Annotated in this window: 18 protein-coding genes and 1 pseudogene; 16 read left to right on the top strand and 3 right to left on the bottom strand. The window is 62.4% G+C overall.

The window, feature by feature from the left end; all coding sequences use genetic code 11:
• Positions 1–236 precede the first annotated feature (236 nt).
• The 14 genes and pseudogenes from flhA to JET17_RS18570 all read left to right on the top strand — a co-directional run bounded on the left by flhA (position 237) and on the right by JET17_RS18570 (position 14,317).
• The gene (gene flhA, locus JET17_RS18635; RefSeq protein ID WP_012315500.1) at positions 237–2,366 is read left to right on the top strand and encodes a flagellar biosynthesis protein FlhA; all 2,130 of its coding nucleotides are present in this window, start codon (positions 237–239) and stop codon (positions 2,364–2,366) included.
• An 11-nt stretch (positions 2,367–2,377) separates the two neighbouring features.
• Positions 2,378–3,685 (top strand): flagellar biosynthesis protein FlhF, encoded by a 1,308-nt coding sequence (gene flhF, locus JET17_RS18630; protein WP_012315499.1) that lies wholly within the window; start codon positions 2,378–2,380, stop codon positions 3,683–3,685.
• A 93-nt stretch (positions 3,686–3,778) separates the two neighbouring features.
• The gene (gene fleN / locus JET17_RS18625; RefSeq protein ID WP_011534890.1) at positions 3,779–4,612 is read left to right on the top strand and encodes a flagellar synthesis regulator FleN; all 834 of its coding nucleotides are present in this window, start codon (positions 3,779–3,781) and stop codon (positions 4,610–4,612) included.
• Positions 4,609–5,349, top strand: a complete 741-nt coding sequence (gene fliA / locus JET17_RS18620; protein WP_012315498.1) for an RNA polymerase sigma factor FliA — start codon at positions 4,609–4,611, stop codon at positions 5,347–5,349. The genes fleN and fliA overlap by 4 nt, the downstream gene beginning before the upstream one ends.
• A gap of 104 nt (positions 5,350–5,453) precedes the next feature.
• A complete protein-coding gene (locus JET17_RS18615; RefSeq protein WP_085984883.1) occupies positions 5,454–5,828 on the top strand; it encodes a chemotaxis response regulator CheY in 375 nt (124 codons plus the stop codon).
• Positions 5,829–5,846: 18 nt separating this feature from the next.
• Positions 5,847–6,639: pseudogene (locus tag JET17_RS18610) on the top strand (protein phosphatase CheZ).
• Positions 6,640–6,651: 12 nt separating this feature from the next.
• On the top strand, positions 6,652–8,871 hold the full coding sequence (locus tag JET17_RS18605; RefSeq protein ID WP_012315495.1) for a chemotaxis protein CheA: 2,220 nt from the start codon (positions 6,652–6,654) through the stop codon (positions 8,869–8,871).
• A gap of 46 nt (positions 8,872–8,917) precedes the next feature.
• Entirely contained in the window at positions 8,918–10,042 is a 1,125-nt protein-coding gene (locus JET17_RS18600; protein WP_012315494.1) for a protein-glutamate methylesterase/protein-glutamine glutaminase, read from the top strand.
• Positions 10,042–10,782 (top strand): flagellar motor protein, encoded by a 741-nt coding sequence (locus tag JET17_RS18595; protein WP_012315493.1) that lies wholly within the window; start codon positions 10,042–10,044, stop codon positions 10,780–10,782. Before JET17_RS18600 ends, JET17_RS18595 begins: the two co-directional genes overlap by 1 nt.
• 3 nt (positions 10,783–10,785) lie before the next feature.
• A complete protein-coding gene (motD, locus tag JET17_RS18590; protein WP_012315492.1) occupies positions 10,786–11,643 on the top strand; it encodes a flagellar motor protein MotD in 858 nt (285 codons plus the stop codon).
• A 91-nt stretch (positions 11,644–11,734) separates the two neighbouring features.
• The gene (locus JET17_RS18585) at positions 11,735–12,526 is read left to right on the top strand and encodes a ParA family protein (protein WP_012315491.1); all 792 of its coding nucleotides are present in this window, start codon (positions 11,735–11,737) and stop codon (positions 12,524–12,526) included.
• Positions 12,523–13,398, top strand: a complete 876-nt coding sequence (locus JET17_RS18580; RefSeq protein WP_012315490.1) for a CheW domain-containing protein — start codon at positions 12,523–12,525, stop codon at positions 13,396–13,398. Before JET17_RS18585 ends, JET17_RS18580 begins: the two co-directional genes overlap by 4 nt.
• A 42-nt stretch (positions 13,399–13,440) precedes the next feature.
• Positions 13,441–13,920: a chemotaxis protein CheW gene (locus JET17_RS18575; protein WP_003254393.1), complete on the top strand. Its 480-nt coding sequence runs from the start codon at positions 13,441–13,443 to the stop codon at positions 13,918–13,920.
• A 1-nt stretch (position 13,921) separates the two neighbouring features.
• Positions 13,922–14,317: a DUF2802 domain-containing protein gene (locus JET17_RS18570; RefSeq protein WP_012315489.1), complete on the top strand. Its 396-nt coding sequence runs from the start codon at positions 13,922–13,924 to the stop codon at positions 14,315–14,317.
• 142 nt (positions 14,318–14,459) lie between these two features.
• Here JET17_RS18570 and JET17_RS18565 read toward each other — a convergent pair whose 3' ends face one another.
• The 3 genes from JET17_RS18565 to JET17_RS18555 form a co-directional block, all read right to left on the bottom strand.
• Positions 14,460–17,270, bottom strand: coding sequence for a dermonecrotic toxin domain-containing protein (locus JET17_RS18565; protein ID WP_012315488.1), 2,811 nt, complete (start codon positions 17,268–17,270; stop codon positions 14,460–14,462).
• Positions 17,271–17,553: 283 nt separating this feature from the next.
• Positions 17,554–17,898 carry an EscU/YscU/HrcU family type III secretion system export apparatus switch protein gene (locus JET17_RS18560; RefSeq protein ID WP_012315487.1) on the bottom strand — a complete coding sequence of 115 codons (345 nt, stop codon included), beginning with the start codon at positions 17,896–17,898 and terminating at the stop codon, positions 17,554–17,556.
• Complete coding sequence (locus JET17_RS18555; protein WP_012315486.1) at positions 17,895–19,451, bottom strand: flagellar hook-length control protein FliK; 1,557 nt, start codon at positions 19,449–19,451, stop codon at positions 17,895–17,897. The genes JET17_RS18560 and JET17_RS18555 overlap by 4 nt, the downstream gene beginning before the upstream one ends.
• 133 nt (positions 19,452–19,584) lie before the next feature.
• Between JET17_RS18555 and ccmA the strand changes: the two genes are divergently transcribed.
• The gene (gene ccmA, locus JET17_RS18550; RefSeq protein WP_012315485.1) at positions 19,585–20,217 is read left to right on the top strand and encodes a cytochrome c biogenesis heme-transporting ATPase CcmA; all 633 of its coding nucleotides are present in this window, start codon (positions 19,585–19,587) and stop codon (positions 20,215–20,217) included.
• A complete protein-coding gene (gene ccmB, locus JET17_RS18545) occupies positions 20,214–20,882 on the top strand; it encodes a heme exporter protein CcmB (protein WP_012315484.1) in 669 nt (222 codons plus the stop codon). The genes ccmA and ccmB overlap by 4 nt, the downstream gene beginning before the upstream one ends.
• Positions 20,883–20,928: the final 46 nt, after the last annotated feature.

The raw sequence follows: 20,928 nt of genomic DNA, 5'->3' as shown, positions 1-20,928 counted from the left end.
CGGATCAGCCTCTCTGTGGTTTTCCGAGAGGTGAAGCTTTGGGTCACTGCCATTGAAGCGAGTGGGTAGGAGGTCTTGTTTCTCTTGTTGATTGCCCGCTGATGAGCCACCAGTCAACGCGATGGGGCCCGCCCGGTTCACGTTTCACGTGGGATCGGTCAAAGTTGGAAAGCTTCTTGCAAAGCCACGCCCAAGCGCCCCTTGGGCGTCAAAGTTTTGCTTGAAGAGGGCTCTCGGTGGATCGCAGTCAGTTAATCAACAACGCACGCCACAACCTGGCCGGCCTGGGCCGGGGCAACCTGGGTGTGCCGCTGTTGCTGCTGGTGATGTTGGCAATGATGATGTTGCCGATACCGCCGTTCCTGCTCGACGTGTTCTTCACCTTCAACATCGCGTTGTCGATCGTGGTCCTGCTGGTCTGCGTGTATGCCTTGCGGCCACTTGATTTTGCCGCCTTCCCCACCATTTTGCTGGTCGCGACGCTGCTGCGACTGGCGTTGAACGTCGCCTCCACGCGCGTGGTCATGCTCCATGGCCAGGAGGGTCATGGCGCTGCCGGTAAGGTGATCCAGGCCTTCGGTGAGGTGGTGATCGGCGGCAACTATGTGGTCGGTGCTGTGGTGTTTGCCATCCTCATGATCATCAACTTCGTGGTGGTGACCAAGGGTGCCGGGCGTATCTCTGAAGTGAGCGCGCGTTTCACCCTCGACGCCATGCCCGGCAAGCAGATGGCCATCGACGCCGACCTCAACGCCGGCCTCATTGACCAGGCCCAAGCCAAGGCGCGGCGCTCCGAGGTTGCCCAGGAGGCCGAGTTCTACGGTTCGATGGACGGTGCCAGCAAATTCGTGCGTGGTGACGCCATCGCCGGTTTGCTGATCCTGTTCATCAACCTCATCGGCGGCATGCTCATCGGCATGCTGCAGCACAACATGTCGTTCAGCGATGCCGGCAAGGTCTACGCCCTGCTGACCATTGGTGACGGTTTGGTGGCGCAATTGCCATCACTGTTGCTGTCCACCGCTGCCGCGATCATGGTGACCCGTGCCTCCGGTTCCGAGGACATGGGCAAGCTGATCAACCGGCAGATGTTCGATTCGCCCAAAGCGCTGGCGGTGTCGGCAGGCTTGATGATTGTCATGGGCCTGGTGCCGGGCATGCCGCACTTCGCTTTCATCAGCCTTGGCCTGTTGGCCGGCGGTGGTGCCTATCTGGTGTGGAAGAAGCAGCAGAAGGCCAAGGTCGCAGCGCAACAAGAGGTGCAGCGCCAGCAGGACCTGTTGCCGTCGCCGCAGCGGGCGATGGAAACCAAGGAGCTTGGCTGGGATGACGTGACGCCGATCGACATGATCGGCCTTGAGGTCGGCTACCGCCTGATCCCGCTGGTCGATCGCAACCAGGGTGGGCAACTGCTGGCCCGGATCAAGGGGGTGCGTAAAAAGCTCTCCCAGGACCTGGGCTTCCTCATGCCCACCGTGCACATCCGCGACAACCTCGACCTGCAGCCCAGCGCCTACCGCCTGACGCTGATGGGCGTGATTCTGGCCGAGGCCGAGATCTACCCGGACCGCGAGCTTGCCATCAACCCCGGCCAGGTGTTTGGCACCCTCAACGGCATCGCCGCCCGTGACCCGGCCTTCGGGCTGGAAGCGGTCTGGATCGATATTGGCCAGCGTGCCCAAGCGCAGTCGCTGGGCTACACCGTGGTCGATGCCAGTACCGTGGTTGCCACGCACCTCAACCAGATCCTGCAGAAGCATTGCCATGAACTGATCGGCCACGAGGAAGTGCAGCAACTGCTGCAGGTGCTGGCCAAGGCTTCGCCTAAACTTGCAGAAGAACTGGTGCCGGGTGTCATTTCCTTGTCGGGGCTGCTCAAGGTACTGCAGGCATTGCTCGCCGAGCAGGTGCCGGTGCGTGACATCCGTAGCATTGCCGAGGCCATCGCCAATAATGCTGGCAAGAGTCAAGATACCGCCGCGCTGGTGGCGGCAGTGCGCGTCGGATTGTGTCGCGCCATCGTGCAAAGCATTGTCGGCGTTGAGTCCGAGCTACCTGTGATCACCCTTGAGCCAAGGTTGGAACAGATTTTGCTCAATAGTCTGCAAAGGGCCGGGCAAGGTCAGGAAGATGGTGTTCTTCTGGAGCCGAGCATGGCCGAAAAGCTGCAGCGTTCGTTGATCGAAGCGGCCCAGCGTCAGGAGATGCAAGGCCAGCCGGCCATCCTTCTGGTTGCCGGCCCGATCCGTGCCATGCTGTCGCGCTTCGGCCGCCTGGCTGTACCGAATTTGCATGTTCTGGCGTATCAGGAAATACCGGATAACAAGCAAGTCACCATCGTTGCCACCGTGGGCCCCAACGGCTGAGGTAGTGGGTTATGCAAGTTAAGCGTTTTTTCGCCGCCGATATGCGCCAGGCCATGAAGCTGGTCCGTGATGAGCTGGGCTCCGACGCCGCCATCATTGGTAACCGGCGCATCGCTGGTGGTGTCGAACTGACGGCCGCGCTGGACTACAAACTGTCCGCGTTGGCCCCGCGCGTGCCCAATGCCGAGCTCGAGCAAGAGCTGCGCAAGACCCAGACGCGCATCGCCACTGCCCAGGCTGAGCTGGACAACCGCAGTGATGCCACTGAAGGCAGCCGCCAATTGTTCGCCGGGCAGTCGCTGACCGCTTCGCAGCCGTTGATCGAACCGCATGTGGATGTACCTGCCCCTGCAGCACCTGCTGCACCGGCACCGGTCGACCCGCGCCTGTTCGATGCCATGCGCTCTGAGCTGTCGGGCCTGCGCGAGCTGCTTGAAGTGCAGCTCGGCTCGCTGGCCTGGAGCCAGCTGCAAGGCAGCAAGCCGGCGCAGGCCAACCTCTGGCGCCGGCTGCAGCGCATTGGCCTGTCCGGGCCGATCGCCCGCGAGTTGCTTGACCTCACCGCCGAAATCGAGGAGCCGCGTCAGGCTTGGCGCATGCTGCTGGCCCACTTGGCACGCATGATCGAAGTGCCTGAGATCGAGCCGATCGAAGAAGGTGGTGTGATCGCCATGGTCGGCCCCGCCGGCATGGGCAAGACCACCACCCTGGCCAAGCTGGCGGCGCGCTATGTGCTCAAGTACGGCCCGCAGAACCTGGCCCTGGTCAGCATGGACAGTTTCCGCATTGGTGCCCAGGAGCAGCTCAAGACCCTGGGGCGCATTCTCAACGTGCCGGTGACTTATGTAGACCCCGGCCAGTCGCTGGCCCAGGCCTTGGAGCCGCTGCTGCGCAAGCGCGTGGTGCTGATCGATACCGCCGGCCTGCAGGCCAGCGACCCGGCCTTGCGCATGCAGCTGGAAAGCCTCGCCAGCCGCGGCATCGCCTCGAAGAATTACCTGGTGCTGGCCACCACCAGCCAGAAGCAGGTGCTGACGGCCGCCTATCACAGCTACAAACGCTGTGGGCTGGCCGGCTGCATTCTGACCAAACTCGATGAAACGGCGAGCCTCGGCGATGTGCTGAGCCTGGCCATCAGTCATGAACTGCCCGTTGCCTATCTTACCGATGGCCCGCGCATTCCTGACGACCTGCACTTGCCGCGGGCGCACCAGCTGGTTACCCGCGCGGTCAATGTGCAGTTGCAGGACGAGCCCAGCGAAGAGGCCATGGCCGACATGTTCGCTGATCTCTATCACAACCCAAGGAGAGCGGGTTGATGATCAAGCGTATGCAAAATACCTACACCAAGGGGGCCGCAGTGATGCCCCGCGTGTGGCTTGGGTCCAAGCGAGACAAGGTGAACAACGAACATGGGTAGCATGCATCCCGTACAGGTGATCGCCGTAACCGGTGGCAAAGGTGGCGTCGGCAAGACTAACGTTTCAGTGAACCTGTCCCTGGCGCTGGCCGAGCTCGGCCGCCGGGTCATGCTGCTGGACGCCGACCTGGGCCTTGCCAACGTCGACGTATTGCTGGGCCTGACCCCCAAACACACCCTGGCCGATGTCATTGAAGGGCGCTGTGAGCTGCGCGATGTGCTGTTGCAGGGGCCGGGCGGGGTGCGCATCGTGCCGGCGGCCTCTGGCACCCAGAGCATGGTGCACCTCGCCCCGGCCCAGCATGCCGGGCTGATCCAGGCCTTCAGCGAGATCGGCGACAACCTCGACGTGTTGGTGATCGACACCGCTGCGGGGATTGGTGACTCAGTAGTCAGCTTCGTCCGTGCAGCCCAGGAAGTGCTGCTGGTGGTGTGCGATGAACCCACCTCGATCACCGATGCCTACGCGCTGATCAAGCTGCTCAATCGCGACTATGGGATGAACCGTTTCCGCGTGCTGGCCAACATGGCGCAGAGCCCGCAGGAAGGGCGCAACCTGTTCGCCAAGTTGACCAAGGTCACCGACCGCTTCCTCGACGTTGCCCTGCAATACGTCGGCGCCGTGCCCTACGACGAGTGTGTGCGCAAGGCGGTGCAGAAGCAGCGGGCAGTCTACGAAGCCTTCCCTCGTTCCAAGTGTGCGCTGGCCTTCAAGGCTATTGCGCAGAAGGTCGACAGCTGGCCGTTGCCGGCCAACCCGCGCGGGCATCTGGAGTTCTTCGTCGAGCGCTTGGTGCAGCCCACCAGCGCAGGGCCGGTCCTATGAGTGCGAGCGGGTTCAAGATGTACAGCAAGGCGTCCAAGGACGCCCAGTACGATCTGGTTGAACGCTACGCGCCGCTGGTCAAGCGCATTGCCTACCACCTGCTGGCGCGCCTGCCTGCCAACGTGCAGGTGGAAGACCTGATCCAGGCCGGCATGATCGGCTTGCTTGAGGTGGCCAATAAATACGACGCCAGCAAGGGTGCCAGCTTTGAAACCTACGCCGGCATCCGCATCCGCGGCGCCATGCTCGACGAGGTGCGCAAAGGTGACTGGGCACCGCGTTCGGTGCACCGCAACACGCGCATGGTCAGCGATGCGATGCGCGCTGTGGAAGCAAGAACCGGCCGCGACGCTAAAGATCATGAAGTTGCGGCCGAACTCAAGTTGAGTCTCGATGATTACTACGGGATTTTGAACGATACCCTGGGTAGCCGCCTGTTCAGCTTTGACGACCTGTTACAGGACGGCGAGCACGAAGGGTTGCACGAGGAGGGCGCCAGTGGCCAGGTCGAGCCTTCACGCGACCTGGAAGACGAGCGCTTCCAGGCTGCCCTGACCGATGCCATTGCCAACCTGCCGGAGCGCGAGCGGCTGGTGCTGGCGCTGTACTACGACGAAGAGCTGAACCTCAAGGAAATCGGTGAGGTACTGGGGGTCAGCGAATCGCGTGTCAGCCAGCTGCACAGCCAGTGCGCCGCGCGTTTGCGCAGCCGTCTTGGGGAATGGCGGGCGCGTTGAGCCCGGGGTCGTTGCAGTCGTTTTCACGTTGTACCGAATTGATTGAATGCGCGCTCGGGGCCGAGCGCGTTTGAGACTGCTTGGAGGTCTAATTGAACAAAGACATGAAAATCCTCATCGTTGACGACTTTTCGACGATGCGGCGGATCATCAAGAACCTGTTGCGTGATCTGGGCTTCACCAATACCGAAGAAGCCGACGACGGCACCACGGCATTGCCGATGCTCGAAAGCGGCCATTACGACTTCCTGGTGACCGACTGGAACATGCCCGGCATGTCCGGCATCGACCTGCTGCGCAAGGTACGTGCCCACGACCGCCTGAAGGCCATGCCGGTACTGATGGTGACGGCCGAAGCCAAGCGCGACCAGATCATCGAAGCGGCTCAGGCCGGCGTGAATGGGTATGTGGTCAAGCCGTTCACCGCCCAGGTGCTCAAAGAAAAGATCGAGAAGATCTTCGAACGCGTCAACGGCTGAACAAAGTCAGGGGGCGCCATGGAATCAACACAAACGTCTTTGGGGGAGTTTGAGTCAACCCTGAAGAAGCATGCCCAGGAACTGGTCGAAAGCCTGGAACGGGGGCGGTTCGGCGAGGCGGTGCAGCTGATTCATCAGCTCAACCAGACCCGCGACCGCGGCTTGTATCAGGAAGTCGGCAAGCTCACCCGCGAGCTGCACAGTGCGATCGTCAGCTTCCAGATCGACCCGCGCATGCCGCAGGCCGAGGAAGTCTCGCAGATCACCGACGCCACCGAACGTTTGTCCTATGTGGTCAAGCTTACCGAAGGCGCCGCCAACCGCACCATGGACCTGGTGGAAGAGAGCACGCCCGTGCTCAACGACCTGGCCGCTGAGGCGCAGAATCTGAGTGTCGACTGGCAGCGCTTCATGCGCCGCGAAGTCGCTGCGCCGGAATTCCGCGATCTGGTCAAGCGTGTCGACAGTTTCCTGACGCACAGCGCTGAAGGTAACCGCAAGGTAGCTGGCCACCTCAATGACATTCTGCTGGCTCAGGACTATCAGGACCTGACCGGCCAAGTGATCAAGCGGGTGACCGCGCTGGTGACCGAAGTCGAAAGCAATCTGCTCAAACTCGTGCTGATGGCCAGTCAGGTCGACCGTTTTGCCGGTATCGAACATGACCACCAACAGCTGCGCGCTGAAAAAGATGAAGAAAAATATCCGGCTCGGGGTGAAGGTCCGCAGATTCATGCCGATAAGCGTGAAGACGTTGTGTCCGGTCAGGACGATGTCAAATGATGATCTGCTGTCCAGCCTGGGTTTTTAAGGAGCACGTTTAATGAGCTTCGGCGCCGATGAAGAAATCCTTCAGGATTTCCTGGTAGAAGCCGGCGAAATTCTTGAGCAACTGTCCGAGCAACTGGTCGAGCTGGAAAGCCGGCCCGATGATGCCGACCTGCTCAATGCGATCTTTCGCGGTTTCCACACTGTAAAAGGGGGCGCCGGCTTCCTCCAGCTCAATGAGCTGGTGGAGTGCTGCCATATCGCCGAGAACGTGTTCGACATCCTGCGCAAAGGTGAGCGCCGGGTCGACGCGGAACTGATGGACGTGGTGCTCGAAGCGCTGGATACGGTCAACAGCATGTTCGGCCAGGTGCGCGAGCGCAGTGAAGTGACCCCGGCTACGCCCGAATTGCTGGCGGCCTTGGCCCGCCTGGCCGAGCCGGGTAGCGCCGAAGCTGCTGCGCCGGTGGCCGAGGCTGCGCCTGCGCAGGCCGAGCCTGCCGCTGAGGCAGACATCACCGACACCGAATTCGAGCAGTTGCTCGATTCGCTCGATGCGGTCAAAGCCCAAGCAGCGGCTGCCGAACAGCAGCTGCAGGGCGAAACGTTGGCCGGCTCCGGTGACGAGATCACCGACGACGAATTCGAGTCGTTGCTTGACCAGTTGCACGGCAAGGGCCAGTTCTCGGCCGAAGTCGTTGCCACAGAGCCCGTGGCCGCTGCAGCCAGCGCGCCAGCCAGCGACGAAATCACCGACGAAGAGTTCGAGTCGCTGCTGGATCAGCTGCACGGCAAGGGCACGTTCCAGGCGGACGCGCTGCCTGCTGCCGTTGCTCCGGTGGCCAGCGAAGTACCAGCTGCAGGTAGCGGCGACGAAATCAGCGAGCACGAGTTCGAGGCATTGCTCGATCAGTTGCATGGCAAAGGCAAGTTCACCGGCGATGCCGTGACCGCTGAAGCGCCCGCCGCCGTTGCCACCCCTGTCGCAGCCAAGCCGCAAACCCAGCCTGTGGCCAAGCCGGCACCGGCACCTGCTGCTGCGGCCAAGCCTGCCGCGCCGGCCCGCGCGCCCGCTCCTGCTGCCGAAAAACACGCAGTAAGCGAAGCGGAAACCACCGTGCGCGTCGATACTGCGCGCCTGGACGAGATCATGAATATGGTCGGCGAGCTGGTACTGGTGCGTAACCGCCTGGTGCGCCTGGGCCTGAACAGCGGTGACGAGGCCATGTCCAAGGCCGTGTCGAACCTCGATGTGGTCACTGCCGACTTGCAGACTGCGGTGATGAAGACCCGCATGCAGCCGATCAAGAAGGTCTTCGGCCGCTTCCCGCGCCTGGTCCGTGACCTGGCCCGCCAGTTGAAGAAAGAGATCAACCTGGAACTGGTCGGTGAAGAGACCGACCTGGACAAGAACCTGGTCGAGGCATTGGCCGACCCGCTGGTGCACTTGGTGCGCAATGCGGTTGACCACGGTGTCGAAATGCCTGAAGAGCGTGAAGCCTCGGGCAAGGCGCGTACCGGCCGCGTGGTGCTGTCGGCCGAGCAGGAAGGCGACCACATCCTGCTGTCTATTTCCGACGACGGCAAAGGCATGGACCCTAACATTCTGCGCGCCAAGGCCGTGGAAAAGGGCTTGATGGACAAGGATGCCGCCGACCGTCTGAGCGAGTCGGACTGCTACAACCTGATCTTCGCTCCGGGCTTCTCGACCAAGACGGAAATCTCCGATGTGTCCGGCCGTGGTGTCGGTATGGATGTGGTCAAGACCAAGATTTCCCAGCTCAACGGCTCGATCAACATCTTCTCGGCCAAAGGCCAGGGTTCGAAGATCGTCATCAAGGTGCCGCTGACCCTGGCGATCATGCCGACCCTGATGGTGATGCTGGGCAACCAGGCGTTCGCCTTCCCGCTGGTCAACGTCAACGAGATTTTCCACCTGGACCTGTCGCGCACCAACGTGGTCGACGGCCAGGAGGTGGTGATCGTACGCGACAAGGCGCTGCCGCTGTTCTACCTCAAGCGCTGGCTGGTCCAGGGCCAGGTGCATGAGGAGCAGCGCGAGGGCCATGTGGTGATTCTGTCTGTGGGCACCCAGCGCATCGGCTTTGTGGTCGACCAACTGGTGGGCCAGGAAGAGGTAGTGATCAAGCCGCTGGGCAAGATGCTGCAGGGCACCCCGGGCATGTCCGGCGCCACCATCACCGGCGACGGTCGCATTGCGCTGATCCTCGACGTACCGAGCATGCTCAAGCGTTACGCGGCGCGGCGTATTTGATTTCGGTGGCGCGCCCTTGCGGGCCGCGCCACCTAATGGAGTGTTTATGGCAGTCAAGGTCCTGGTGGTGGATGATTCGGGTTTCTTCCGCCGCCGCGTCTCGGAAATCCTCTCGGCGGACCCGACGATCCAGGTCGTCGGTACCGCGACCAACGGCAGGGAAGCGATCGACCAGGCGCTGGCGCTCAAGCCCGATGTCATCACCATGGACTACGAAATGCCCATGATGGATGGCATCACCGCAGTGCGGCACATCATGCAGCGCTGCCCGACGCCGGTGTTGATGTTCTCCTCGCTGACCCATGAAGGCGCCCGGGTGACCCTCGACGCGCTGGATGCCGGTGCGGTGGATTACCTGCCGAAGAACTTCGAAGACATCTCGCGCAACCCGGAGAAGGTCAAGCAGATGCTGTGCGAGAAGGTTCACACCCTTTCGCGCAGCAACCGCCGTTTCGGTGGTTACGCAAACACCGCTGCGGCGGCTGCACCGGCACCTGCCAGCGTTGCGCACGCCCCCGCCAGCAGCCTGGCCAGCCCGGCGCAGCCGCGTAGCGTGGCGCCGGCCCGTACGGCACCGGCCCCAGCCCATTCGCCAGCGCCCAAACGCAAGCCCTACAAACTGGTGGCCATCGGTACTTCGACCGGCGGCCCGGTTGCCCTGCAGCGGGTGCTGACGCAACTGCCTGCCGCGTTCCCGGCACCTATCGTGCTCATCCAGCACATGCCGGCGGCATTTACCAAGGCCTTTGCCGAGCGCCTGGACAAACTGTGCAAGATCAGCGTCAAGGAAGCCGAGGACGGGGACTTGCTGCGCCCAGGCCTCGCCCTGTTGGCCCCCGGTGGCAAGCAGATGATGATCGATGGCCGGGGCACGGTGAAGATCCTGCCCGGTGACGAGCGCCTGAACTACAAGCCCTGCGTGGACATTACCTTCGGTTCGGCAGCCAAGTCTTACGGTGACAAGGTGCTGTCGGTGGTGCTTACCGGCATGGGTGCCGACGGCCGTGAGGGCGCGCGCCTGCTCAAGCAGGGCGGCAGCACCGTGTGGGCCCAGGATGAAGCCAGTTGCGTGATCTACGGCATGCCCATGGCCATCGTCAAAGCCAACCTGGCCGATGCGGTGTACAGCCTGGATGAGATCGGCAAGCACCTGGTCGAGGCGTGTGTCTGATGGATGTCCTTAGCCTGATCGGTCTGATCCTGGCCTTTGTCGCCATCGTCGGTGGCAACTTCCTCGAAGGGGGCCATGTCGGGGCGCTGCTCAATGGACCGGCAGCCCTGATCGTACTGGGCGGTACCCTGGCGGCGGCGCTTTTGCAGTCACCGTTGTCATCGTTCAAGCGTGCCTTGCAGATCTTGCGCTGGATCATCTTTCCGCCAAGGGTTGACCTGGCTGGCGGTATCGACCGGGTGGTGAACTGGAGCCTGACCGCACGCAAGGAAGGCCTGCTGGGCCTGGAAGGTGTGGCCGATGGCGAGCCCGACCCGTATGCCCGCAAGGGCTTGCAGCTGCTGGTTGACGGTGCCGAGCCCGAGGCCATCCGCAGCATCCTCGAAGTCGATTTTCTCACCCAGGAAGGCCGCGACATCCAGGCTGCCAAGGTGTTCGAAAGCATGGGCGGCTATGCGCCCACCATCGGCATCATCGGTGCGGTGATGGGCCTGATCCATGTGATGGGCAACCTGGCCGACCCGTCCCAGTTGGGCAACGGCATCGCTGTGGCGTTCGTTGCCACCATCTATGGCGTGGCCAGTGCCAACCTGATCCTGCTGCCGGTTGCGAGCAAGCTCAAGGCCATCGTCATGCGCCAGTCGCGCTACCGCGAAATGCTGCTCGAAGGCCTGTTGTCGATTGCCGAGGGTGAGAACCCGCGTTCGATCGAGTTGAAACTGCAAGGCTTCATGGAGTAACCCATGCGTCGCCGTCGCCATACCGAAGAACACGAAAATCATGAGCGCTGGCTGGTGTCGTACGCCGACTTCATTACCTTGCTGTTCGCTTTTTTCGTGGTCATGTACTCGATTTCCTCGATCAACGAGGGCAAGTACAAGGTCATTTCGCAAGCGCTGCTCGGGGTGTTCAACGACCCTGAGCGGAGCATGAAGCCAATCCCCATCGGCGATGAGCAACCGCTCAGCGTCAAGCCGGCCGAGCCGTTGATCAAGGACAGCGAGCAGACCGACGCAGGCCTTGCGCAGAACAGCGTCGACCCACTCAAAACCATCAGTGACGACGTACGCGATGCCTTCGGTGACCTGATCAAGTCCGACCAGATGACCATCCGCGGAAACGAGCTGTGGGTGGAAATCGAGCTGAATTCCTCGCTCCTGTTCGGCAGTGGCGATGCCATGCCCAGCGACAAGGCCTTCGACATCATCGAGAAGGTGGCGAACATTCTCAAGCCGTTCGCCAACCCGGTGCACGTCGAAGGCTTTACCGACAACCTGCCGATCCGTACCGCGCAATACCCGACCAACTGGGAGCTGTCTTCGGCGCGGGCGGCGAGCATCGTCCGCCTGCTGGCGATGGAGGGCGTCAACCCGGCGCGCATGGCCTCGGTGGGGTATGGCGAATATCAGCCTGTGGCAGGCAATGACACTGCTGAGGGCCGGGCGCGAAATCGCCGTGTGGTGCTGGTGATCTCCCGCAATCTTGAAGTACGCCGCAGCCTGACCGGCTCCGGCAGTGCCAAAGCCACACCGGACGCTGCCTTGCGCCGCGCTGGCACACAAAGTGCACCGGCAACCCCAGCAGCGATGGCGGGGCAGTGACTCGTCAATTCTCTGTCACCGTAAACCCTTTGCGGTCCGGAAAACCGGATAGCACAGGGGTCAGCGGCCTCCATGAATCAAGAGTTGTCCTATGAGAGTCTGGGCAGTAGCCAATCAGAAAGGCGGGGTCGGCAAGACCACCACCACTATCGCCCTGGCCGGTTTGCTGGCCGAGGCGGGCAAGCGCGTGGTCGTCGTCGACCTCGACCCGCATGGTTCGATGACCAGCTATTTCGGGCACAACCCCGATGCGTTGGAGCACAGCTGTTACGACCTGTTCCTGCACAAGGGCCAGGTGCCGGATGGCTTGCCCGGGCAACTGCTGCTGCCCACCAGCGACCAGCGTATCTCGCTGCTGCCGTCGAGTACCGCATTGGCGGTGCTGGAGCGTCAGTCGCCGGGGCAGAGTGGCCTGGGCCTGGTGATCGCCAAGAGTCTGGCGCAGCTGTGGCAGGACTTCGACTTCGCCCTGATCGACAGCCCGCCGCTGCTTGGGGTGCTGATGGTCAACGCGCTGGCCGCCAGCCAGCAACTGGTGATTCCGGTGCAGACCGAGTTCCTCGCGGTCAAGGGCCTGGAACGCATGATCGGCACGCTGGCCATGATCAACCGTTCGCGCAAGCAGGCCTTGCCGTACCAGATCGTGCCGACCCTGTTCGACCGTCGTACCCAGGCCTCGCTGGGTACGCTGAAAGTATTGCGTGATGCCTATGAACATCAGGTATGGCAGGGCTACATTCCGGTCGATACGCGCCTGCGCGATGCCAGCCGCAACGGCGTCACGCCGTCACAGTTCGATGGCAAGAGCCGCGGCGTGATCGCTTACCGGGCACTGCTCAAGCACCTGCTTACCTATAAGAATGCAGTACAGGTGGCTTCATGACGGTGAAGACCGGTACCCGGCCGCAACTGGCCCTGCAATCCTATCTGGATGGCCTGCTGCAGGAAGCCACCGAGGCTGAGGGTATTCTCGACCTGCCGCCTGCGAGTGACGAATTTGCCGCCGCCGTGCGCGAAGAACAGGCCCGAGATGCGCAGCCGCAGGTCCAAAGCCCTGCAGTCAGCGTCCCGGTAAGGCCTTTTGCCGAGCCGCAGGCGAAGGTGCTTGCGACCGTCTTGCCGGTCGAAGCGCCGGTGGTGACGGTGGTCGAGACGAAGGTGGTGGCCGAAGCCGCCATTCCTGTGCTGACCCAGGTTCAGTCGCCCGAGCCCGTCGCGCCGCTGGTTGAAGTCAACCTGCCCGCGCCGAGTGCGCCCGTGCCTCCGGCCACGGTCGATGGTCGCCCGGCCTGGGCGGCTGAGCCTTTCGAGTGCCTGCTGTTCGACGTCGCCGGGCTGACGCTGGCCGTGCCGCTGGTGTGCCTGGGCTCGATCTACAGCCTGGAGGGCCAGGAACTGACGCCGTTGTTCGGCCAGCCGGACTGGTTCCTTGGCATCCTTACCTGTCAGGCGGGCAACCTGAAGGTGCTGGACACTGCGCGCTGGGTCATGCCAGACCGCTACCGGGACGATTTCCGCCAGGGCCTGCACTACGTCATTTCCGTTCAGGGCTACGAATGGGGGCTGGCGGTGCATCAGGTCAGCCGTTCGCTGCGCCTGGACCCGTCCGAGATCAAATGGCGCAGCCAACGTGGCCAGCGACCGTGGCTGGCCGGCACGGTGATCGAACACATGTGTGCGCTGCTGGACGTCGCCGAACTGGCCGAGCTGATCGCCAGTGGCGCGGTCAAGCAGCTGCATGCCAAACACAAATAACTGCGAACACACCGCCATCGGCGGATTTTGAGGGCTAGGGGAATGAAAAAGTCGTCTGCACAAGGTTCGGAAGATCCGATTCTGCAATGGGTAACCTTCCGTCTGGACAACGAGTCCTACGGCATCAACGTCATGCAGGTGCAGGAAGTCCTGCGTTACACCGAAATCGCCCCGGTACCGGGTGCGCCTAGCTACGTGCTGGGTATCATCAACCTGCGCGGCAACGTTGTGACGGTGATCGATACCCGCCAGCGCTTCGGCCTGATGCCTACCGAGGTGACCGACAACACCCGTATCGTCATCATCGAGGCTGACAAGCAAGTGGTCGGCATCCTGGTCGATAGCGTGGCCGAGGTGGTCTACCTGCGTCAGTCGGAGATCGAGACTGCGCCGAACGTAGGTAACGAAGAGTCGGCCAAGTTCATCCAGGGTGTATGCAACAAGAATGGAGAACTGTTGATTCTGGTCGAGCTGGACAAGATGATGACCGAGGAAGAGTGGTCCGAGCTGGAGAACATCTGAGTTGATTTTCGAGGTTGCTGTCATCTTCCTGGCGCTGTTGTGGGCGCTGAGCCTGTGGTTCTTCCTCAACTACAGCAAGCGCCAGCGCGAGCTCGCCGCCCAGCAGGCTCTGGGCGATGCCGTGCGTGACCAGCGCATCAAGGACCTGGCCAAGCGCCTGGATGACTACCAGAACGGTACCGTGCGCATGGGGGAAGCCATCCATGAACTGCGCGCGGTGGTGGCTACCTTGCCCGACCGGCTGGAGCGGCTGGAGCAACGCGACCCGAGCAATGTCACCTTCAGCCAGGCAGCCAAACTGGTCGGGATGGGGGCGAGTGTGTCGGAGTTGACCGAAACCTGCGGATTGACGCAGGCCGAGGCCGAACTGATGAGCAAGTTGCATCGCAACGGGTGAGTTGAACAGGCGACCTGGGGCTGATTTCAGTCAGTTACGCAATTTGGGGCTGAAGGTGCCCCTCATGGCGGGTTCAGCGCCCGTGAGATCTAGCGCAGTTCGCGATGCACCGTGAGGGCGGCGCTCGATCTCACGGGCGATGTCAAACAGGTGCCCCTACGCTGGGCCTGACCCAAGAGCTGTATCCTCCTATCTTGGCTATTCGGTTAAGCGGGAGCATCTGCTTTTGCACGGCTTGAAGGTCGGAAAGATCCACGAAACGCCATGAATTGGTGCGGGGGAACGCGTACAGATTGACGATCTGGCGTATCACGCCGAGCTCAGGCAAGTGTCGATCGACCATATCGGTGAGCAGCCCGGGCCCAGTGAGGCGGCAAAGCGTCTGGGCGTAACGCGAGAACGCTTGCGGATCGGTTTCCTTGGAGGGTTTGCTGTCGTAAAAGCCCGGCTCTTCCAGAAAGCGCGCCTGCATTTCTTCACGGATCGCCCTCAGCGTCGGATTGCCTGGGTGGCTGCCTATCAGGCTGCTGTTGTACAGATTGTTCATGCCCATTTCTTCATTGGATACGGGGGGATGAAGCAGCAGGCCGTTTTTGCGGGTGGCGAGTTCTACGTCATCCAGCCGCTCTCCAGGTAGTCCTATGGGGACGCCGTCGATCACTGCGGGGTGCTCACCAGGTGCCAACAGGGTGTCGTCGATGTCCATGTACAGGCCACCTTCCTCTTCAAGCAGTGCAAAGCGCAATACATCGGCAGCCGAGGCATAGTTGCTGGCGACCCCGCCGTTGCCGTCGATCGCTGCCTGGTACTGGGCGTAGTTGCCGCTTTCCCTGAAACTGGCGTAGAACGGCTGGTCCTCAAGTGGCAGTACTTCCACTGCCGGGGCATGCTCTGCCAAGAGGCGCAGGTTCTCCTGGAAGACTGCGGGCTCGGCGTTGGTCAGGTAAAGACGCAGCGCATACTCAGAGCCCTGCAGGTTTCGGGTATTGCTGGCGATATTGTCGATCAACTCCTGCGGGATGACGTTGTTGCCAACCCACAGGTTCATGATCTGTTTCGGGATTGGCCTCAGGTCTTCGGTGTTCACTGCCGGCAGATCGATTGGCAGCGTCAGGTCCACGCCCAGCGCACGCAGGGTCGCCATGCGCATGTCATCCGTGACCTGGCGCGTTTGCACATCCACCTCGACCACGTTGCGCGAGCCCGATGTTGCGATGTAGTACCTTGGCTCGACCTCATTGAAATCGCTCATCAGGCAAAAGGCATCAGCCTCCATGTCGTAGAGCATGTCCGAGTGGTAGCCGCCGATCATCGCCGAAAGCAAGTCAGGCGAACCGTCGTAGCGGGGAGTCCTGACAATTGCGCCGGCAGTGGCGGTATCGGCGCCAGGCAGCGGCGCGATAGAGTCGGGGCTGTGGAAGTAATCAGCCACCTCTGCTATCGGCAGTTGAGGAGGCGTGACGGGGCTCAAAGGATAGCCCAGTTGCTCGTTGACCCTGCTGGGCATCACAAAGCCACTTTTCTTGAAGCTGAACAGTTCGGGGGCCTTGGCCACACCGGCAGTGATCAGCGGCGCAGCGTTGAGCAGCCCGAAGACCGACTCGCTAACGCCTTCGGCTTTCTCCTGTGCGTTCTTGCCCTGTATGGCCTGGTCCAGGCCCAGACCAAACTGGGCGATGCCGCCGAGGGCGAACAGCGGGGCGAGCTCTGGTACCACCAGGGCCAGGGGCGCCAATACGTTGATTGCCGAGTTCAGGTAGCCGCGCCACTTGGCCTTGGTCACTTCACTGTCGCTGGTGATGATGAAATGCGCATCCTGGTAGCTGCGCTGTTTCTGGCGTTTGGCCAGGGTCAGGAACACGTCGCCTTCGATCAGGGGGCTGTAGTCCTTCGCCTTGTAATTGATGTAGTCCCGCGGCGGCCAGATACCCTCTGCCGTAAATCCTGGGCGGTTGCTGTCCAGGTGATAGGGCTGCGGGTAGCTGCCCAGGCCGCACAGGGCCGTGTGAAGGCCGCTGTAGCTAAGGCCGTCTTCGCGATCGGCCAATGCGAAGTGGCTTTGCAGCGCGTCGCGTGTGTCGGGCGCACGGCACTGTTCGGCGAACCAGTCCATCAGTGCCTGTTTGTCGCTGAACTCATGCAGGGGTGAGGCGTTACCTGGAATGTAGAGTAAAACCAGGCCGCTGACGGCGTCGCGCAGGCACAGCAGGTCAGTGGCTGTATAACCGTACACATTCAGTAACCTGGCTCGTATCCTCGGTTTGCCGCTGCTCGTGCCGTCACCGGGCATCGCTGCAGGCGTGGCTTCCAGGCCGCTCGCCTGCCAGGCCAGCCGCCTGCCGGCGTCACTGAGGCTGCCTTCGGTTACCTGCTTGTTACAGGCAGCAATGAAGTTGATTTTTGCCCCGATACGGTATTTTTCCAGGTTGGCGTCCCAGTAGGTGTCGAGCATGGACTTGTAGTGCCCGTGGAAGTCCAGGCTCCAGATAAAGGACTGGAAGTCTTCGGCCGCCAACGGTACATGGGTGTTGGTGTTGTACTGCGTCGTGTCGCTTTGCCTGAAAAGCCCGTTGTAGACGCTGTACGGTGCGTGATAGTCAAGCAGCCCTTGCCCACGCAGACTGTCGGTGAGGGTCAGACCGTCTGGCAATTCACCGGCCCAAGGTTCGCCGATCGCCGCCCCCAGCCAGTTGTTGGCCGATTCTCCCTGCCAGTTCGAGAGCACCGCTTGGGTCAGGGTCATCTTCTGTGCGATTACCGCAACCCAGCCGTGCTCGGGGTTGAACTGGCAATGCAGGGTGACAGCATCGACGCGGTCCGGGTCCAGGTCCATGGAGCGTTCGCTGGCCCACTGGCGTATGGCATCGGCTGCCGCTCGGTCCGGGCGCGGAAAGTCGGCGAGGCTGTCGCGCACAAACTGCACGCCCTTGGCATTTACGTATTGGTTGGTCATGGAGGTCACTTTTTGCGGTGGGTAAGGAGGGCAAGGGTGACCTGCGCACAGGGGGCGGGGGGGCTAATTATTTAGCGTGTGGATTCGCGGCCGCCTCAGACGAAACTCAGGTGCACGGCGAGCTTGGCCGGCCACTGCTTCAGCAATGCCCGGCACTGTTGCTCGGGGTGGGGAAAGTCCATCAAGGTCTGGCGCACGCTGGTCAGGCTCTGGTACGCAATGGGGGCATCGGGTAACCCCTCGATCGACGAAAGGGCAAAGAGGGCGCACGCGACAAGCTGCGTCAGGTAACGTTACCGCCCGATGGCAGGCGCGCCTGCGTGGGAGTGATATCACGAGACTGCGCCGGCTCGTCAGCGAAGCCTGCAGGAACGCGGCCGCGCAATTGCCAGGCGAAGGCAATGATCTCGGCGATGGTCAGGTACAGCGCTTCGGGAATCTGTTCGCCCAGCTCCAGGCGGGCCAGCAGGCGCACCAGCTCGGCGTTCTCGTAGATCGGCACTTCATGTTCACGGGCCAGCGCCAGGATGGCCTCGGCCAGTTCATCGTCGCCTTTGGCACTCAGGGTGGGGGCTTGCTGGCCATCGTAGCTCAGGGCGATGGCCTGGCGCGGTTGCTTGCTGCTCATGCGGTTTCGTCCACCCAGCGTTGTTCCACACGTGTGCGCGGCCCTTGAGGCGGGATGCCGGGATGGCATTCGAGGTCGCCAACGTCCAACCCACGGGCCAGAAGGCGTTCACGCAGCGCGCCGAGCTGGCTGTCGATCAGCCGGGCGGTTTGTTCACGTTCAGCCCACAGCTGGCCGGACAGCCGGCCCTGGCTCAGTTGCGCCTGGACCTGCAGAGGGCCGAGCGGTGCCAGGTCGAAGGCCAGGTCGATGCGCCACAGCGCCTGCAGCGGGTCCTGATGTTCCCGCTCCCGGTCGGCTTGTTGCTGCGCGGTTTCCTCGCGCTGCAGCTTGACCTGAAGCGGGATGAAATCCAGGCCATGGCGCACGGGTATTTCGGTTTGCCAGGTAGTCTGCAGGTTGCCGTTTTCCAGACTGCCGGATTGTTGCAGGCTACTCAGGGCGTGGCTTTGCAGGCGCGAGATGGCAGCGGCGGCGAGGCGCAGCAGCTGTTGCAGGTCGCCTTCATGCTCCATGGCCTGCAGCAACCGGGAGGGCAGCGGAAACCCGCCTGGCTGTTGCTTCGGGCTGGCCCGCTCAAGCATGCCCAGGGCGCCGCGCGCCATGGTTGGCAAAGCCTGGGCCAGGGTGGTGGAGACGACGGCAGGACTTGCCGGTGCATACGCCGAGGCCTGAGCCACCAGCCTGATCAGATGGGCCTTCAGGTCGGTTGCCACGTGTGTGCTCTGGCCGCCAAGCAGTTTCGCTTCAAGGAATGCCCCGCTGTTGCTCAAGGCCTGGGCAAACGATTTGCCATCGCCCAGTTGGCGAGCGTCCGGCAGGCTGGCCAGCAGGCGCTCGGCGCTGGTGCGCAGTTCGCCGTTGCCGCTCGTGTCGCTGGCTATTCGCTGCAAAGCGTTGAGCAGGCCGGGCAAGGAGGCCTGGCGACCCTGTTGGGTGAGCAGCTGCTGGGCGATGTTCAATTGCTCCTGACGGCCGCTGAGCGGCACGAAGCGCAGCGACTGGTCGCCTTGCACCAGCGCGCTGAGCAGGCTGCCGACCGGCAACGGGCGCGGGCTGTCGATGGTCAGGACGGCGCCTGCCTGTGCGCTGTTGAGCAAGCTCACCAGCGCGCGGAAGCTGGTGGCGGCGCCAGGGCCAAGGGCGAGTGCCTGGTTGGTCAGGACCTTGCCTTGCAGGAGGGTGCCGACTGGCACCTTGCTGGTATCCAGTTGAGTGAGGAGGGTGACGTTGCTGGCGCTGGCCTGTTGCACCATTACCGCGAGTCGGTTGCTCTCTGGCTGGCTGACGGTGATCTGGCTGCCTTGGGGGATGGGTTGGCTGGTGGTGACCTGCAGCTGGTTCTGGTTGCCGTTGGCCTGGATCAGCTTGAGCACCATCTGAAACTCGCCACCTGACTGGCGCAGCGTCAGTACCTCGGCCTGGGCGGTCTCGCCAGGCTTGAGCAGCCCGGGTTGCGCCTGGGTCAGGTTCAGCAGCTCACCGGTCAGCGCCGCCTTGATCGCCTGCGGGTTGACGACGTTTTGTGCGCCGAGACTATTGATTTCAGTCATGATTGTATACAACCTGTCGAGCCCGCCCTCTTGGCAGCGGGGCAGCGCATGTAATAATGCCGGCCGTCCGCCACTGCCAGTATAACGGCAGCCAGGGGGGCGACTTGAGCCGTAAACTGGATAAGGCGAAACCGTGACCCTTCACCTCCAAGCCGTGGGCCTGGCCTGCGAGCGCGACTGGCGCCTGCTGTTCGAGCACCTGGATTTCGAGCTGCGGCCAGGCGACATGCTGCAGATCAGCGGCCCCAACGGCAGCGGAAAGACCAGCCTGCTGCGCCTGATGGCCGGGCTGATGCAGCCGACTGCCGGGCAGATCCTGCTGGGCGGCAAGCCGTTGGCCGAACAACGCCATGCGCTGGCTAGCATCCTGCTGTGGATCGGCCATGCTGCCGGCATCAAGGACTTGCTCAGCGCTGAAGAAAACCTGGCCTGGCTGTGTGCCTTGCACCAGCCTGCCACAGCCGAAGCGATCAGGACTGCTCTGGAAGCGGTCGGCTTGCGCGGTTTCGAAGATGTTCCCTGCCATACCCTGTCTGCCGGGCAGCAGCGCCGTGTAGCGCTTGCCCGGCTGTACTTGCACAGCCCGCCGTTGTGGATCCTCGATGAACCCTTCACCGCGCTGGACAAGCAAGGGGTCGCGCAGTTGGAGGCCCATCTGGCACGCCATTGCGAGCGCGGCGGCACGGTGGTGCTGACCACCCACCACACGCTTGACCAAAAGCCCTCCGGCTATCGCGAACTGAACCTGGGGCAATGGGCGGCATGAGCGTATTCATTCTGTTGTTGCGCCGTGAAGCGCGCTTGTTGTTCCGCCGCCCGGCGGAACTGGCCAACCCTTTGGTGTTCTTCGCTATCGTGGTGGCACTGTTCCCGCTGGCGGTTGGGCCGGAAAGTCAATTGTTGCAAACCTTGTCGCCCGGTTTGGTCTGGGTGGCGGCCCTGCTGGCAGTGCTGCTGTCGCTCGATGGCCTGTTTCGCAGCGATTTCGAAGACGGCTCGCTGGAGCAGTGGGTGTTGTCACCGCACCCTCTGCCAGTGCTGGTGCTGGCCAAGGTGCTGGCGCACTGGATCTTTTCCGGGCTGGCGCTGGTATTGTTGGCGCCACTGCTGGCACTGATGCTGGGGCTGCCCAGCCATTGTCTGCCGGTGCTACTGGGCTCGCTGTTGCTGGGTACGCCGGTACTGAGCCTGCTGGGTGCAGTAGGTGCTGCGCTGACGGTTGGCCTCAAGCGCGGCGGGTTGCTGCTGGCATTGCTGATTCTGCCGTTGTATATCCCTGTATTGATCCTGGGCAGTGGTGCGTTGCAGGCGGCGTTGCAGAATATGCCGGCGACCGGCCATCTGCTCTGGCTGGCCAGCCTTACTGCCCTGGCGGTGACACTGGCACCCTTTGCGATAGCGGCCGGCCTGAAGATCAGCGTCGGTGAATAACGAGTCCCGGGCTCTCAAGCCCGGCTAATACCCTGGATGTACCCTG

The organism is Pseudomonas putida (genome assembly GCF_016406145.1).
GTDB lineage: Bacteria > Pseudomonadota > Gammaproteobacteria > Pseudomonadales > Pseudomonadaceae > Aquipseudomonas > Aquipseudomonas putida_E.
This window is presented reverse-complemented; position numbering and strand designations above follow the sequence as displayed.